We start from the raw sequence: 16,519 nt of genomic DNA, 5'->3' as shown, positions 1-16,519 counted from the left end.
AATCTTGAATTTCCATTTTTGCATATCATCTTAGAAAATCGGTAATCTCATTTCGCCATAATAGTTTGAAATTTGCATCATGAAAAAAATATCAAACTTTGGCATCTTCACACTACTATTAGTTAGTAGTTTAACTATAATGGTTGGTACTGTAATAGCACCTTCATTATCAGCTATATCAATACATAAAAATTTAAGCTTTTCTCCTAGTTGGTTAATTACACTACCATCATTAGGTGTTGTTATTTTTGCACCATTAATAGGAAGATTACTTAATAAATTAGGCATTATAAAATTATTATGCTTCGGACTTATACCATATGCTGTATTAGGATTAATTGGTGCTTTTATTGCTAATGACTACCTCTTAATTTTAGATAGAATTTTATTAGGTGCAGCAACAGTTGCACTACAGGTTGCTTCTACAGCTTATATTGCCGAGTTTTTTCTTAGCGAACAAAGAATGAAAATGATTGCTTGGCAAGGTATGTCTATTGAGTTAGGAGGCGTTGTGTTTTTAGCAATTGGAGGTGTATTAGGAGAATTACATTGGCAATATCCTTTTTACATTTATTTAATTGCGCTGCTCTGTTTAATTTTGGTATTAAAGACGTTACCAAAACCAGAGACTAAAAATTATAATGAAGAAGCAACATTAGGCAGTAATACTAAAAGTAAAGCACAAGTTAAATTAATATTTGCGGCATCGTTATTAGCGATGATGCTTTTTTTTATTGGGTTTGTTACTTTGCCGCTTTATTTGCCAAATTCATTTGGTTTTACCGAGTCTCAAACGGGTTATCTTATGGCATTTATTTCTTTAATAGCTATTATTACAGCGAGCCAAATGCCAAGAATGGTAAAAACTATTGGAGCAGATAAAACCGTATCAACCGGATTCTTGTTTTTTATGCTTGGTTATTTAGTACTTGCATTAGCCACAAGTTTACCATTTTTAATGCTTACTGCAATTTTTATAGGAATTGGTTTTGGGTTTACAATACCGTTACTAAATCATATGATGGTAGAAATTAGTTCTCCTCATAATCAAGGTAAAAATTTAGGCTTGTTTTCTATGGGTGTTTTTGGAGGTCAGTTTTTATCTACGTTTATAGAATATATTTCAGAAAACTATTTAGCTATTTATTCTATTGCATCTGCATTGGCTTTTATAATTGCTATTACGATTTTTATTATGTTTCAAAACATAAGGAAAGCTTAAACTTGAATTAATTCTTATTACTTTTGAAGTATACTTTAAAAGTAAATGAACCATAAACTTTGGAAAAATAGAATACTGATGCGCGATAAATTTGAAAGTAACACTGCGTTGCTTTCAGATAATTCCATGGGTATTTATGTAGAGAAAAGACCAAATGGTTCTTTAATGGTGCATTTTAAACCATTAAATGAAGTCTTTAAAGTTGAACTGTTTAATGATAATACAGGTGTTTTAATAAATTTTGAACGCGACCTTATCGATGAGGATGATATTGAATATGCTTTAGATGTTTTTGCGCTTTTTAATAAGTATCCACAATTTGTATTATCGGCTTCTGAGGAAGTCTATCAAATTAATCAAATAATTGATTTATTAAAGGCTGAGTATCTAAATGAGATATCTTCTTATGTAATGTTTAAAAGCGTATTGAAGGTTTTTCTTTTACATTTAATAAGGTATCAAAACAATGGGTTTTTAGAACAAGATTTAAACCAGAAGCGGGTTTTTGAGTTCTTAGAACTTATGGAAACACATTTTTTAATAGAAACTTCAACCGATTATTATGCTAATAAAATTGGTGTAAGTAATAAGCGATTAAATCAAATATTAAAGGAAAAATTAAATTTAACAGCTAAGCAAGTGATTCAGCAACGTCAAATAACTGAAGCAAAACGTCAGTTGGTAAAAAGTGAAATAACAACCAAAGAGCTAGCTTTTAAACTAGGCTTTGATTCAGGGAGTAGTTTTTCGAGATTTTTTAAAAAAAATGTTGGTGTTAGTCCTTCAAATTTCAAAACTAAAGTTTAAGGATATAAACCTATTTAGAGTCTAATGGAAAATTAATGCCTACATTTATCGCACCTGTTACTTGTTCTACACCTGGTTGGTTGAAATAAGAAAATCCTAAATCTACGCCATGGTTTTTACCTAATTCTAGCCCAATACTGTAAGGGATATGATAGGCAATACCAGTTCGATTGATGTCTGAAAAGGCTGTAAAAGTTTCAAATTTACCAATAGAGGCACCAAAGCCAAATTCTAAAAAAGGTGCTACATACGGAATTGGTGCTTTAAATCTTACTTTTCCACCTAATAAAAACGCGGTTGTTTGCGCAAATTCAGATGAGGGATTACCATTTAAATCTTTTCCATCAGAGTCTGTAATAACAAAACCAGCATAAGGTTTTAAGTCTATCCAACTGCGAATTTTTAAAATATATTCACCTTGTATAAAAAATCCTCCAGATGAAACATCATCATAACTATGTTCTGGTACAGTAATGCCATAACCAATTGAGGCCGTTATTGATTTTTCTTTAATAAATTGGGCTTCAACTAAGTTAGAAGTTAACGCTATGAGCAATAGTAGTAGAAGTTTTCTCATTAATTATTAGTTTAGAAAGTTTAAAGCGGTTTTTGGACTTCAAATTTGTATGGTTGAAGGTAGAACGAATTTAGCAGAATTTTTTTACAATTTCAAATTAAGTTTACCATTAAACTGCCAGGTGCTTAAGCGCTTGTCTTTTTGTTGTATCACTAAAAAACCAATTCTTTATAGTATACTTCTTCAGAGATTTCTTCTACATTACCAATATAACTTTTGCCTCTAAGTTTACTAACTGTATGGGCTTTTAACTGGTTGTCTGGATAGCTTTTAATTAGGTTTTCTAGTGCTTTTTGGTTAGTTTTTTTAGCAATTGGTTGAAGCCATTGTTCTTCTAATTCATCTTTTAAAATTAAAGGCATTCTTGGGCCTTTTAGTTTAGGGTTATTATGAATTTTTGTCATTAAAGTATTTCCTACTGTGGTAACAATAGAGAATGTGTTCATTTTTCCACCATGTTCAGGGTTTATCCATTCGTTCCATAAACCAGCTAAAGCCATGGGCTGCTCATCTTTTCTCTGAATGTAAAACGGATATGTTTTATTATTGAAATGGTGATATTCATAAAAGCCATCTACATAAATAATACAGCGCTTATGGTTTGCAGATTGTTTAAAGGATGGTTTTTCAAAAATAGTTTCTCCTCTCGCATTCAGCGTGCTATTCCATATTTTTTGTTTATGTGCATTGTCTTTTATCCATTGAGGTACTAATCCCCAAGTTGCTACTACTGGAAAGTATGGCGAATCATTAGTGTATATTAAAAGCTCTGGGTGCGTAAAGCCAGACACATGAAAAAGTGGTAAATCTGTAAGCGGAATTAAGCGTTCTAAAATTTCGCTAACGGCTGCTAAATCGCCTTTGCGTTCTGCACGTTTTAGTTGCGTTTCTGTACTAGCTTTAATATCGTAACACATAAGTTAATAGGTTGTTTTTTAATCTAAAATAAAGTTAAATAAAATAATATTAGCCTTTGTGCCAGAATCTAATTCCCTTTTTAAGAATAAATCCGCTAATTTTACATTTCAATTTCCATTTTATAACCTTGAAAACATACGATTATATTATTTTAGGAGCAGGTGCGGCAGGTTTAATGTTGGCATATCGTATGGCTAATGATATGTTTTTTAGTGATAAATCGGTATTAATTATTGATAAATTTTCTAATAAAGGAAACGATAGAACTTGGTGTTTTTGGGAAGAATCTACGGGAGAATGGGATAAGTTGGTTTCTAAAACGTGGTCTCATATTTATTTTGGAGGCGAACAGTTTTCTAAAACTATTCCTATTTCATCATATCAGTATAAAATGATTAGAAGTGAAGCTTTTTATACTTCGCTTTGGAAAACTATTAACGAGAAACCAAATTTTACTTTTGTTGAAGATGGTGTTAAGTACTTTACAGAATTAGAAAATAAGGTTGAGGTTATAACAGAAAAAGGGAATTATTTAGGACTTAAATTATTTAATAGTTTGCCTAATACTAAAGCGTATTCCCAACAAGAAAAATACCCACTGATACATCAACATTTTGTTGGCTGGGTTGTAGAAGTTTACGAAGAATTATTTGATGATACTACGGCAACTTTTATGGATTTTTCAGTAGCCCAAAAAGGTAATACCCGCTTTATGTATGTTTTACCTATTGATAAAAAAACAGCATTGTTTGAATATACATTGTTTTCTAAAACACTCCTAGAACAATCTGAATACGAAGATGCTATTAAAGATTATTTAAAGAAAAAAAAAATAACAGAGTATAAGGTTTTAGAAACTGAAAAAGGAAATATACCAATGACGTCCTTTAAATTTTCAGACTTAAATTCAAAGCATGTTTTAAATATAGGAACTTCAGGAGGATGGACAAAAGCCAGTACAGGTTATACGTTTACCAACACGTCTAAAAAAACAAATAAACTAATTTCATTTTTAAAAGCGGAAAACGATTTGTCTAAGTTTCATATTAAATCGAAATTTTGGTTTTACGATTTAATATTTCTAGATGTTTTAGCAAACCATAATGATGAAGGAGCTACAATGTTTACGTCAATGTTTAAGAAGGCAAACTTTAAAACTATTTTTAGATTTTTAGATGAAGAATCTACTTTGCTTGAAGATTTAAAAATTATTGTATCTGTTCCGCCAAAACGATTTATTCAAGCATTTTTTAAACGCCTATTCTTTATTAGATAAAGGTTAATTAAATATTTTTTTCAAATTAACCATCTAACCATCTAACCATCTAATTACCAGAATAAACCTGTCCTCTATGTGGTTTTAAAGCATCTCTAATTGGTTTCATATTAGATTCTGCAACCACTAAATAGGCAAGAGTATGCATCTCACTTACAGTTTCAATATCTACAATAGATATGTCTAAATGATTAATATCGATATATTCTTTAAGATGTATTACATGGTGCTCTGCTGTTTTTTTAGCTGCAGGCCCTCTAAAATCCCAAATCAGTTTTAATAATCGCATATTGAGTGATAAAATTAAACAGATGTAGAAACTGAAATGCCGTTTTCAACAAAATTTTTAAAATTGTTGAGGTATGTTTCCGTTTGTTTTTTAAAAGCTGTTGGCATTAAAAATAGCATAGCACTCATTTTAAAACTAGTAGGTTGAAACTCGTTTTTAGACGTCCATTTTGTATAATTTTCTTGTGTAGACTTAAAATAATTTTCTTGTATGTTACGCATACCTTTTGTAGTGTAAGAGGCATGAAATTCATTAGGAAAATTTTGCTTAGTTACGGTTTCAATAATTTCCATTTTACGTTTACCAAAACTATATCTTAATCGCATTATTGATCCAAGTTCACTTGGTACTCCAGAAATATGTTCGGTACTTACTAAACCTTCTTGCCAATGTTTTAAATTATCTATAGAGTCTAGTTTTTCTATAACTTCTGAAATCGATTTCTTAATAAGGACTTCGGTTACGTATTGCATACTAAGGGATTTTAAACAAATGTAGAAAAAGAGCAAACAATTATTTTGACTTATCGATGTTTGTATAGTTTTATTTGTTAAAATAAACGTTAAAACTTTAGAGTTGTTAAACTGGTATGGTTTTTACTACGTAACTAGCAATGATTGAATAAATATTGCATTTTAAAGACCTTGTAAGATTAGCTATTTATGTTATTTTTGCTCAGTTCAAAAAATTAGTCAAATTCATTAAGTTTCAAATTAAAAGTTAGTTTAAATGAAGTCATTAAAGTTTAAGTGGTTATTTGTAGTGCTTTTGGTACTAAACATTTCATTTTCTCAAGAAAACGATGAAGTTTTACTGAAAGTAGGTGATGCGTCTATTAAGGCATCAGAGTTTTTAAGAGTTTATAATAAAAACCTTGATTTAGTAAAAGATGAAAGCCAAAAAGATATAGATGGTTATTTAAAATTATTCACGGAATATCAACTAAAACTTCAGGAGGCAAAACATCTTAAACTAGATGAAGACAAAAATTATAAACGCGAGTTTACAAGATATAAAAAGCAACTTATAAAAAATTACATTTCAGAAAATAAAGTAACCGATGAATTAGTTGAAGAAGCTTATAAGCGAAGTAAAATAGATATAAACGCATCACATGCACTAGTTCGCTTAGATGCAAATGCTAAAGATACAATTGCTGCATATAACCAAGTTTTGGCGATAAGAGATCGAGTTTTAAAAGAAGGTTACAAAACTGTACAGGCAGACATGCACAATGGTGAAACAGTTTTCTTAGAAGATTTAGGTTATTTTTCTGCTTTTAAAATGGTTTATGATTTTGAATCGGCTGCCTATAACACACCTGTAGGTGAAATTTCTATGCCATTTAGAACCCAATTTGGGTATCATGTTGTAATGATAAATGATAAGCGTACATCAAGAGGAACTATTACTGCAGCACATATAATGATTAGTGAATCTCAGAAAGATTCTCTTACAAATCCTGAAAATCGAATTCAGACTATTTATAAAAAGTTAAATCAAGGTGAATCATTTGAAGCCTTAGCGAAGCAATTTTCAGAAGATAAAAGCTCTGCTAATAATGGTGGTAAGTTAACACCTTTTAAAAGTGGTCAGTTGAGTTCTACTAAATTTGAAGATGAAGCCTTTAGTTTAAAAAATAATGGAGATTACAGCAAACCGTTTAAAACTGCTTACGGTTGGCACATTGTAAAACGCATAGATTTAAAAGAAATAGCACCTTTTGAAGATGTTAAAGCATTTTTAGTAACACGTGTAAAAAGAGACTCTAGGTCTAAATTAATTAATGAGGCAATGCTTGCTAAGCTGAAGAAAAAATACAAAATAGAGTATAACTCAAAGGCAAAATCTTATTTTACTAATTTATTAAATGATAAGTTTTATACACGTGGCTGGGAAGTACCAAAAGATTTAAATAAAGCAGAACCAATTTTTACTATTAATAACAGTCCTTTTACTTACAACGCTTTTGCAAAACACCTATTTAATTCTCAACGTCTTTATGCAAATAATAAATTACCTTTTGCTACCATTGTAGATAAAGAATTTGATGCCTTTTTTGAAACCTCTGTTTTTAAATACAGAGAGGAGAATCTAGAATTAGAAAACAAGGATTATGCAAATATTTTAAAGGAGTATAGAGATGGTCTTTTATTGTTTGATTTAATGGAAAAAGAAATCTGGAACAAAGCGTCTAAAGACACATTAGGTTTAGAAACCTACTATAACGATAATAAATCTAACTATAAGTGGGAAGATAGAGTAGATGTTGTAATAGCAACTTCTTCAGATAAATCTAATTTAAAGAAGCTCCGCAAACTTATGAAAAAAGGAAAATCTGAAGAAGAAATAAAGGAAGCCTTAAATAAAAATGATCAAGAAAATGTGATATTTACTAAAGGGATTTATAACGTTACCAATCCTATACTACCAACAGATTTTAAAGCAAAACAAGGACTTTCAGATGTATATAACAATCACAATGAAGCCTATCATATTATTAACGTTAAAGAAGTAATACCTTCTAGAGTTAAAACGTTTGAGGAAGCGAGAGGACTTGTTGTTAATGATTATCAAGCCGTATTAGAATCAAATTGGATTCAAGATTTATACAGTCGTTATAATGTGCAAATAAACGATGGTGTATTAAAATCAGTTAAATCTAAATTAATAAATTAAATACGTTTAATTGAAAAATATTATATACATAGTACTAATAAGTTTACTTTTTACAAGTTGTGATTTTTTTAAAAAATCTGACGACCGTAAGCCTATTGCTAGAGTTAATGAAACTTATCTTTATAAAGAAGATTTAGAAGACATTGTGCCAAAAGGAACTTCTAAAGAAGATAGTACACTAATAGTAAATGCTTATGTAAATCGATGGGCAAGACAATTACTTTTAATGGATGGTGCCTTGGTTAATTTATCTGAAGAAAAGCAGTCCGATTTTTCTAAATTAGTAGAGCAATACAAAGTAGATTTATTTACAAAGGCATATTTAGAAGGTTTAGTAAAAAAAAATATTGATACGTTAGTGCAGCCAGAAGAAGCACAATTGTTTTACCAAGAAAATAAAGAATCTTTCAAGCTTAATGACGATTTAATACAATTTAGATATATTAGTTTACCATTAAATCCGGTAAATTTAGACACTATAAAAAAACGATTTAAACGATTTAAAGCACAAGATAAGAGCTATTTAGATTCTATTTCGGTACAATTTGTTTCGTATGCTTTAAATGATTCACTTTGGTTAAAACTGAATCGTGTAGCAGATAAAATTCCTATAATAACTGAAGCTAATAAAAATCAACTGTTAAAAAAAACTAATTTCTTACAACTCAAAGATTCATTAAACCTATATTTGATGCAAGTTAATGACGTGCGACTTCAAAATGATTATGCACCTTTGAATTATGTAAATTCATCGATAAAAAAAATTGTTATTAACAAAAGGAAATTAGAGCTCATCAAGCAATTAGAAAATGATATTACAAAAGATGCTATTAAAAACAATCAATTTCAAATTTATAACTAAAGCGACCTTTTTGGTTTGCATTATGTTCTTCGGTTTTATCAATGCTCAAGAGATTATTGAAGACGAAAAACCAACTTTAGAAAAAGTTAAAGACACTGTTTCTAATAAAACACGTATTAAAGCAGATGGTGTAGCAGCTGTTGTTGGCGATTTTATATTATTAGAGTCTGATTTAGATAGAGAAATTGAGCAATTTAAGGCGCAAGGAGCAGATTTAGGAGATTTAACAAGATGTGAGCTTTTTGGTAGTTTGCTAGAAAGTAAATTATATGCACACCAAGCTATTCAAGATAGTATAATGGTAAATGAACTACAGATTCAATCGCGTGTTGATCAGCAATTTCAGGGTATATTAAGTCAACTTAATGGTGATTTAGAGAAAATGCTAGAGTATTACAAAAAAGACTCCGAGCAAGCTTTAAAAGATGAAATGTATGAGATAAACAAAAACAATTATCTCGCCCAAGAAATGCAGGCTAAAGTTACAGGTGATATAGAAGTAACACCAGAAGAGGTTCGTACATTTTTTAATGAAATTCCAAAAGACGAAAGACCTACATTTGGTACAGAGTTAAAAATAGCCCAAATTGTTGTTATACCTGAGGTAACAGAAGAAGCAAAACAAGCTGTAATAGATAAACTAAAAGGGTTTAAAACAGATGTTGAAGAAAACGGATCTAGCTTCACAACTAAAGTTCTATTTTATACAGATGATACAGCTTCTAAATCAACAGGTGGTAAATACACACTAAACAGAAAACGGCCAAGAATGGTTAAAGAGTTTAGAAATGTTGCTTTTTCTATGCAAGAAGGCGAAATTTCAGAGCCTTTTGAAACGGACTTTGGTTTTCACATTATTTATTTAGAGAAAATTAGAGGGCAAGAGTACGATGTTAGGCACATTTTATTGCGTCCAGAAATAACTCAAGAAGCTATTAAAAAAGCAAAGGATGAAATAGAAGAAGTTAGAAAGAAAATTTTAGACGGAACTTTAACTTTTGCTGAAGCTGCAAGAGAGTTTAGTGATGAGGAAGAATCTAAATACGAAGGAGGCCAATTAACAAATCCTACGACCCAAGATTTTAATTTTGAATTAACAAGAATTGAGCCAGAATTATATTCTCAAATTCAAGATTTAAAAGATGGAGAAATTAGTGAAGTTTTACAAGATGAGGATCGTATTAATAGAATTAAATTTAAGATTTTAACGGTAACAGATCGTATTGATGATCATGAAGCAGACTTTGCAAAAGATTATTTAAAAATAAAAAATTTAGCATTACAAGATAAACAGATTAAAGCTGTTGAAGAATGGCAGAAAAAAACCATCTCAGAAACTTACATTAAAATTAATGGTGAGTATAGAGATTGTGATTTTCAAAGTAACTGGTTAAAAAAATAATAGCTTATGTCTGACGTTGCTAAAATTGAAAACTTTGTAAAGAAATTTGCTGCTTTAAAAGAGGAAGTAGCTAAAATTATTATTGGTCAAGAAGAGGTTGTAGATCAAATATTAATATCTATTTTTTCTGGAGGACATTCACTTTTAATAGGTGTTCCTGGTTTAGCAAAAACCTTAATGGTAAATACAATATCTAAAGCATTAGGATTAGATTTTAAACGTATTCAATTTACACCAGACTTAATGCCAAGTGATATACTTGGTAGTGAAATTTTAGATGAAAATAGACAGTTCAAGTTTATAAAAGGACCTATTTTTTCCAATATTATTCTAGCAGATGAAATTAATAGAACACCTCCAAAAACACAGGCTGCTTTATTAGAAGCAATGCAAGAAAGGTCCGTTACCGTGGCTGGGCATCAATATAAGTTAAATTTGCCTTATTTTGTTTTAGCAACTCAAAATCCTATTGAGCAAGAAGGTACATATCCTTTACCAGAAGCCCAATTAGACCGATTTATGTTTGCTATAAATTTAAAATACCCAACATTTAAAGAAGAAGTTAATGTTGTAAAAGCTACCACTACAGACGTGAAAACAACTGTAAATGCTTTGTTTACGGCAGAAGAAATAATAGATTTTCAAAACGTCATACGTCGTATTCCCGTGGCAGATAATGTTATAGAGTATGCGGTGTCTTTAGTAGCTAAAACAAGACCAAAGGAAGATACTGCAGCGCCAATTGTAAAAGAATTTATAGATTGGGGCGCAGGCCCTAGAGCTTCTCAAAACTTAATATTAGGTGCAAAAACCTATGCAGCAACAAAAGGAAAATTTTCACCAGATATAGAAGATGTCCAAGCTGTTGCCATTGGTATTTTAAGACATCGTATTATTAAAAATTTTAAAGCCGAAGCTGAAGGTATTACAGACGAAGCTATTATTCAAAATTTATTTTAAACTCTACCTTTATTGTAGCTATTTATAATCGTTATAATTTAATAACTATAACGTATTAATTGTGAAAATTTGCAAATTTGTTAAAATATTGAGTATTAATAATATTTTCTGTTAAATACTTATTTGCCCTCAAAGAAAATAGATTATTTGTGGTTTTTTTTTATTCTCACTCCAATTTTGTTACATATTTTTTAATTACTCTTTTAATTTGTAGATTTGTGTCCTTTTAAAAAGAAATAACTCTAATATATGAACATTTATAAAGATTATCTAAAAGAGATTGAAGACAGAAAAGCTATAGGTCTTCATCCAAAACCAATTGATGGCGCTGATTTATTAAGTGCTATTATAGATCAAATTAAAGACGCAAATAATGAGTATAGAGAAGAGTCTTTAAACTTTTTTATTTATAACGTTTTACCAGGTACCACAAGCGCGGCAACGGTAAAATCTAAGTTTTTAAAAGAAATAATTTTAGGTGAATCTGTTATACCAGAAATTTCAATTGATTTTGCTTTTGAACAATTATCTCACATGAAAGGAGGACCATCTGTTAAAGTATTATTAGATATAGCTTTAGGGGATGACAAAAATATAGCAAAACAAGCTGCCGAAGTTTTAAAAACTCAGGTATTTCTTTACGAAGCAGATACAGACAGATTGGAAGAAGCTTATAATAATGGAAATGAAATAGCTAAAGACATTATAGACAGTTATTCTAAAGCAGAGTTTTTTACAAAACTTCCAGATGTAGAAGAAAAAATTGAAGTTGTAACTTATATAGCTGGTGTTGGAGATATTTCTACAGATTTATTATCTCCAGGTGGTGATGCGCATTCGCGTTCAGATAGAGAATTACACGGACAATGTATTTTTGAGCATAATAAAGAAATGCAAAAAGAAGTATTGGCATTAAAAGAAAAACACCCAGATAAGCGTGTAATGTTAATTGCAGAAAAAGGAACCATGGGAGTTGGTTCTTCTAGAATGTCAGGTGTCAATAATGTGGCATTATGGACAGGGATTCCGTCTAGTCCTTATGTGCCATTTATTAATATTGCTCCAGTAATTGCAGGTACAAATGGTATAGCACCAATATTTTTAACTACTGTTGGAGTAACTGGAGGTATTGGTTTAGATCTTAAAAACTGGGTATCTAAAAAAGATGAAAACGGAAACACTATTGTTGATGAAGATGGAGAACCAGTATTAGAACAAATGTATTCTGTAGAAACTGGTACTATATTAACCATAAATACAAAAGAGAAAAAATTATACCACGGTAATGTTGAGTTAAAAGACGTGTCAGCAGCATTTACGCCTCAAAAAATGGAGTTCATGAAAGCTGGTGGGTCTTATGCCGTAGTTTTTGGTAAAAAATTACAAACTTTTGCATGTAAAGTATTAGGTATAGATGTACCGCAAGTTTACGCGCCATCAAAAGAAGTGTCTATAGAAGGTCAAGGTTTAACAGCTGTAGAAAAAATATTTAATAAAAATGCTGTTGGTACTTCAGGTGCAACATTGCATGCAGGATCATACGTACGTGCAGAAGTAAATATTGTAGGTTCTCAAGATACTACTGGTTTAATGACGTCACAAGAACTAGAAATGATGGCTGCAACAGTTATTTCTCCAATTGTAGATGGAGCTTATCAATCTGGTTGTCATACTGCATCAGTATGGGATGATAAATCTAAAGCCAATATTCCTAGATTAATGAAGTTTATGAACGACTTTGGTCTAATTACTGGTCGTGATCCAAAAGGAAAATATTTTCCAATGACAGATGTTATCCATAAAGTTCTTAATGATATAACTGTTGGTGATTGGGATATTATTATTGGAGGAGATTCACATACACGTATGTCTAAAGGTGTTGCCTTTGGAGCAGACTCAGGTACAGTAGCATTAGCATTAGCTACGGGTGAGGCAAGTATGCCAATTCCTGAATCAGTAAAAGTTACCTTTAAGGGTGAGATGAGGTCATACATGGATTTCCGTGATGTGGTACATGCTACACAACAACAAATGCTAAAACAATTTGGTGGTGAAAATGTATTTCAAGGTCGAGTGATTGAGGTTCATATTGGAACATTGACTTCAGATGAAGCCTTTACATTCACAGATTGGACTGCAGAAATGAAAGCTAAAGCTTCAATCTGTATTTCTGAAGATGATACTTTAATTGAATCATTAGAAATAGCAAAAGGTCGTATCCAAATCATGATTGAAAAGGGTATGGATAATGAAAAACAAGTACTTAAAGGACTTGTAGATAAAGCAGAAACGAGAATAACAGAGCTTAAAACAGGCATTAAGCCTTCTTTAAGACCAGATGCAGATGCTAAATATTATGCAGAAGTTATTATTGATTTAGATGAGATTGCAGAACCAATGATTGCAGATCCAGATGTTAATAATGAAGATGTTTCTAAGCGTTATACACATGATAATATTCGTCCTTTATCTTATTATGGAGGAACCAAAAAAGTAGACTTAGGATTTGTAGGGTCTTGTATGGTTCATAAAGGTGATATGAAAATATTAGCGCAAATGTTAAAAAATGTTGAAGCACAACATGGTAAAGTAGAATTTAAAGCACCATTAGTAGTTGCGCCACCTACTTATAATATTGTAGATGAGTTAAAAGAAGAAGGAGATTGGGAAGTACTACAAAGATATTCAGGGTTTGAGTTTGATGACAATGCTCCAAAAGGATTAGCTCGTACTAAGTATGAGAATATGTTATATTTAGAGCGTCCAGGATGTAACCTTTGTATGGGTAATCAAGAAAAAGCAGAACCTGGAGATACGGTTATGGCAACCTCTACACGTTTATTTCAGGGTAGAGTTGTAAAAGATACTGGTGATAAAAAAGGAGAATCTTTACTATCATCTACTCCAGTAGTTGTACTTTCAACTATTTTAGGAAGAACACCTACAATGGCGGAATATGAAGCTGCAGTAGATGGCATTGTATTAACAAAATTTAAGCCTTCTACGAAGCAATTAGTAAGATAAGTATTTATAATAATTATTAACAAAAGCTCGAATCATTGATTCGAGCTTTTTTTTATTTAAAATTTAATAATGTAGGTAATCGGTAGTAGATCAATTTAAAAATATTAGTAATAGATTATACCTATGCTACTATACTGATATATATATGTTATTCACTTTTAAAGTCATATTGCATTTTGTATATTAGTGGAAACAATAAAAAAAATAAAATACTATGGCATTTGATATTGATATGATTAAAGGTGTTTACAGCAAAATAAAAGAGCGTGTTGATGCAGCTAAGGAAATTGTTGGTAAGCCTTTAACGCTTTCAGAGAAGATTCTTTACTCACACTTATGGGACGGAAAACCTAGTACAGAATTCACAAGAGGAAAAGATTATGTAGATTTTGCTCCAGATCGTGTTGCATGTCAAGATGCAACTGCACAAATGGCTTTATTACAGTTTATGCAAGCTGGTAAGCCTAAAGTTGCCGTACCAACAACTGTGCATTGTGATCATTTAATACAAGCAAAAGATGGAGCTGAGACAGATTTAAAACATGCTAATAATACTAGTAGCGAGGTATTTAATTTCTTAGAGTCGGTATCTAATAAATACGGAATTGGCTTTTGGAAACCTGGCGCAGGTATTATTCACCAAGTAGTTTTAGAAAATTATGCTTTCCCTGGAGGTATGATGATAGGTACAGATTCTCATACTGTTAATGCTGGTGGATTAGGAATGGTAGCTATTGGAGTAGGTGGAGCAGATGCAGTAGACGTAATGGCCGGCATGCCTTGGGAACTTAAATTCCCTAAATTAATTGGTGTTAAATTAACAGGAAAACTATCGGGATGGACAGCACCTAAGGATGTTATATTAAAAGTGGCAGAAATTTTAACTGTAAAAGGAGGAACAGGAGCAATTGTAGAATATTTTGGTCCTGGGGCAACTGCAATGTCTTGCACAGGAAAAGGAACAATATGTAATATGGGCGCAGAAATAGGAGCTACAACCTCTACTTTTGGATACGATGATTCTATGGAACGCTATTTACGAGCAACTGATAGAGCAGATATAGCAGATGCGGCTAACAAAATTAAATCTTATTTAACGGGTGATGCAGAGGTCTATGAAAATCCAGAAGCTTATTTTGATCAAGTTATAGAGATAGATTTATCTAAACTAGGCCCGTTATTAAATGGCCCATTTACACCAGACTTATCAACAACAGCCGGAAAAGAAATGACAGAAAAGGCTAAAGCTAACGATTGGCCTATACAAGTAGAATGGGGTTTAATAGGGTCTTGTACTAATTCATCTTACGAGGATTTATCTAGAGCTTCATCTATAGCACAACAAGCCTTGGATAAAGGGTTAAAAATGAAAGCAGAATTAGGTATTAATCCCGGTTCTGAGCAAGTAAGATATACAGCAGATAGAGATGGAATTTTAGGAATTTTTGAAGAATTAGATGCAAAAATTTTTACTAATGCATGCGGACCTTGCATAGGGCAATGGGCAAGATATAGTGACCCAAAAAATGCTCCTAAAAATAGTATAGTACATTCATTTAATAGAAATTTTGCAAAACGTGCAGATGGTAACCCAAATACACATGCTTTTGTCGCCTCTCCAGAATTAACCGCTGCTATTGCGGTTGCAGGTCGTTTAGATTTTAATCCAATGACGGATAAATTAATAAACGAAAATGGTGAAGAAGTAATGTTTGAAGAGCCAACAGGATGGGAATTACCACCTAAAGGGTTTGAAGTGAAAGAAAACGGTTATTTGGCGCCTGTAGAAGATGGAAGTAATGTAGTAGTTTCTGTTAGCCCTACTTCAGAGAGATTGCAGTTATTAACCCCTTTTGAACCTATTGGAAATGAGATAAAAGGAGCTAAATTATTAATTAAAGCGTTCGGAAAATGTACAACAGACCATATTTCTATGGCAGGACCATGGTTACGGTTTAGAGGTCATCTAGATAATATTTCTAACAATTGTTTAATTGGAGCTGTAAATGCTTTTGGAAAGAAAACGAATTTTGTTAAAAATCAATTAACAGGAGATTTTGGAGGTGTACCAGATACTGCAAGAGCATATAAAGCAGCTAATATTAAATCTATTGTTGTTGGGGATCATAACTATGGAGAAGGATCTTCTAGAGAGCATGCAGCCATGGAGCCAAGACATCTCGGAGTTGTAGCTGTTATTGTAAAATCTTTTGCACGTATTCATGAAACAAACCTTAAGAAGCAAGGTATGTTAGGTTTAACTTTTGCAAATGAAACAGATTACGATTTAATTCAAGAAGATGATACATTTAACTTCTTAGATTTAAATGAGTTTGCACCAGATAAGCCTCTAAATGTAGAAGTTGTTCATGCAGATGGAAGCAAAGATACTATTGTTCTAAACCACACTTATAATCAAGCACAAATTGATTGGTATAATGAAGGTTCTGCATTAAATTTAATAAAGAAAGAGAATGCTTAATTAATATTAAAAATTTAAACA

The 16,519-nt window shown here is 31.4% G+C and carries 13 protein-coding genes; 9 read left to right on the top strand and 4 right to left on the bottom strand.

All coding sequences use genetic code 11. The annotated features are described in order from the left end of the window. Positions 1-79: 79 nt before the first annotated feature. Positions 80-1,222 (top strand): MFS transporter, encoded by a 1,143-nt coding sequence (locus GN138_RS15160; RefSeq protein WP_157364841.1) that lies wholly within the window; start codon positions 80-82, stop codon positions 1,220-1,222. A 45-nt stretch (positions 1,223-1,267) separates the two neighbouring features. Continuing rightward, complete coding sequence (locus GN138_RS15155) at positions 1,268-2,029, top strand: helix-turn-helix domain-containing protein (protein WP_157364840.1); 762 nt, start codon at positions 1,268-1,270, stop codon at positions 2,027-2,029. 10 nt (positions 2,030-2,039) lie between these two features. On the opposite strand, the gene GN138_RS15150 is transcribed toward GN138_RS15155, so the two are convergent. Both GN138_RS15150 and GN138_RS15145 read right to left on the bottom strand, forming a co-directional pair. Beyond that, positions 2,040-2,606: a hypothetical protein gene (locus GN138_RS15150; RefSeq protein WP_157364839.1), complete on the bottom strand. Its 567-nt coding sequence runs from the start codon at positions 2,604-2,606 to the stop codon at positions 2,040-2,042. Between the two features lie 152 nt (positions 2,607-2,758). Next, positions 2,759-3,523, bottom strand: a complete 765-nt coding sequence (locus GN138_RS15145) for an SOS response-associated peptidase (RefSeq protein WP_157364838.1) — start codon at positions 3,521-3,523, stop codon at positions 2,759-2,761. A 128-nt stretch (positions 3,524-3,651) separates the two neighbouring features. Here GN138_RS15145 and GN138_RS15140 point away from each other — a divergent pair, with 128 nt between their 5' ends. Beyond that, positions 3,652-4,800 (top strand): lycopene cyclase family protein, encoded by a 1,149-nt coding sequence (locus GN138_RS15140; protein ID WP_157364837.1) that lies wholly within the window; start codon positions 3,652-3,654, stop codon positions 4,798-4,800. A gap of 49 nt (positions 4,801-4,849) precedes the next feature. Here GN138_RS15140 and GN138_RS15135 read toward each other — a convergent pair whose 3' ends face one another. Next, positions 4,850-5,089 carry a hypothetical protein gene (locus tag GN138_RS15135; protein WP_157364836.1) on the bottom strand — a complete coding sequence of 80 codons (240 nt, stop codon included), beginning with the start codon at positions 5,087-5,089 and terminating at the stop codon, positions 4,850-4,852. Positions 5,090-5,103: 14 nt separating this feature from the next. Beyond that, positions 5,104-5,562: an SRPBCC family protein gene (locus GN138_RS15130; RefSeq protein ID WP_157364835.1), complete on the bottom strand. Its 459-nt coding sequence runs from the start codon at positions 5,560-5,562 to the stop codon at positions 5,104-5,106. Between the two features lie 256 nt (positions 5,563-5,818). Between GN138_RS15130 and GN138_RS15125 the strand changes: the two genes are divergently transcribed. The 6 genes from GN138_RS15125 to GN138_RS15100 all read left to right on the top strand — a co-directional run bounded on the left by GN138_RS15125 (position 5,819) and on the right by GN138_RS15100 (position 16,498). Beyond that, complete coding sequence (locus GN138_RS15125) at positions 5,819-7,768, top strand: peptidylprolyl isomerase (RefSeq protein WP_157364834.1); 1,950 nt, start codon at positions 5,819-5,821, stop codon at positions 7,766-7,768. Between the two features lie 10 nt (positions 7,769-7,778). Further along, positions 7,779-8,630 carry a peptidyl-prolyl cis-trans isomerase gene (locus tag GN138_RS15120; protein ID WP_157364833.1) on the top strand — a complete coding sequence of 284 codons (852 nt, stop codon included), beginning with the start codon at positions 7,779-7,781 and terminating at the stop codon, positions 8,628-8,630. Then, complete coding sequence (locus GN138_RS15115; RefSeq protein WP_157364832.1) at positions 8,578-10,032, top strand: peptidylprolyl isomerase; 1,455 nt, start codon at positions 8,578-8,580, stop codon at positions 10,030-10,032. The genes GN138_RS15120 and GN138_RS15115 overlap by 53 nt, the downstream gene beginning before the upstream one ends. A gap of 6 nt (positions 10,033-10,038) precedes the next feature. Beyond that, on the top strand, positions 10,039-10,992 hold the full coding sequence (locus GN138_RS15110; protein ID WP_157364831.1) for an AAA family ATPase: 954 nt from the start codon (positions 10,039-10,041) through the stop codon (positions 10,990-10,992). A 249-nt stretch (positions 10,993-11,241) separates the two neighbouring features. Continuing rightward, positions 11,242-14,016 carry a bifunctional aconitate hydratase 2/2-methylisocitrate dehydratase gene (locus GN138_RS15105; protein ID WP_157364830.1) on the top strand — a complete coding sequence of 925 codons (2,775 nt, stop codon included), beginning with the start codon at positions 11,242-11,244 and terminating at the stop codon, positions 14,014-14,016. A 214-nt stretch (positions 14,017-14,230) separates the two neighbouring features. Then, positions 14,231-16,498 carry an aconitate hydratase gene (locus tag GN138_RS15100; RefSeq protein WP_157364829.1) on the top strand — a complete coding sequence of 756 codons (2,268 nt, stop codon included), beginning with the start codon at positions 14,231-14,233 and terminating at the stop codon, positions 16,496-16,498. The last annotated feature ends 21 nt before the right edge of the window (positions 16,499-16,519 follow it).

It is taken from the genome of Winogradskyella endarachnes (assembly GCF_009741275.1).
GTDB classification, from domain to species: Bacteria; Bacteroidota; Bacteroidia; order Flavobacteriales; family Flavobacteriaceae; genus Winogradskyella; species Winogradskyella endarachnes.
Note: the sequence above shows the minus strand (reverse complement) of the source record. Positions and strands in the feature narration are given on the sequence as shown.

Bases quoted from the DNA above. Each gene is read 5' to 3' on its own strand.
- GN138_RS15155 (WP_157364840.1), top strand. From the start codon at position 1,268: ATGAACCATAAACTTTGGAAAAATAGAATACTGATGCGCGATAAATTT.
- GN138_RS15115 (WP_157364832.1), top strand. From the start codon at position 8,578: ATGATATTACAAAAGATGCTATTAAAAACAATCAATTTCAAATTTATA.
- GN138_RS15150 (WP_157364839.1), bottom strand. From the start codon at position 2,606: ATGAGAAAACTTCTACTACTATTGCTCATAGCGTTAACTTCTAACTTA.
- GN138_RS15125 (WP_157364834.1), top strand. From the start codon at position 5,819: ATGAAGTCATTAAAGTTTAAGTGGTTATTTGTAGTGCTTTTGGTACTA.
- GN138_RS15105 (WP_157364830.1), top strand. From the start codon at position 11,242: ATGAACATTTATAAAGATTATCTAAAAGAGATTGAAGACAGAAAAGCT.
- GN138_RS15160 (WP_157364841.1), top strand. From the start codon at position 80: ATGAAAAAAATATCAAACTTTGGCATCTTCACACTACTATTAGTTAGT.
- GN138_RS15110 (WP_157364831.1), top strand. From the start codon at position 10,039: ATGTCTGACGTTGCTAAAATTGAAAACTTTGTAAAGAAATTTGCTGCT.
- GN138_RS15135 (WP_157364836.1), bottom strand. From the start codon at position 5,089: ATGCGATTATTAAAACTGATTTGGGATTTTAGAGGGCCTGCAGCTAAA.
- GN138_RS15130 (WP_157364835.1), bottom strand. From the start codon at position 5,562: ATGCAATACGTAACCGAAGTCCTTATTAAGAAATCGATTTCAGAAGTT.
- GN138_RS15145 (WP_157364838.1), bottom strand. From the start codon at position 3,523: ATGTGTTACGATATTAAAGCTAGTACAGAAACGCAACTAAAACGTGCA.
- GN138_RS15100 (WP_157364829.1), top strand. From the start codon at position 14,231: ATGGCATTTGATATTGATATGATTAAAGGTGTTTACAGCAAAATAAAA.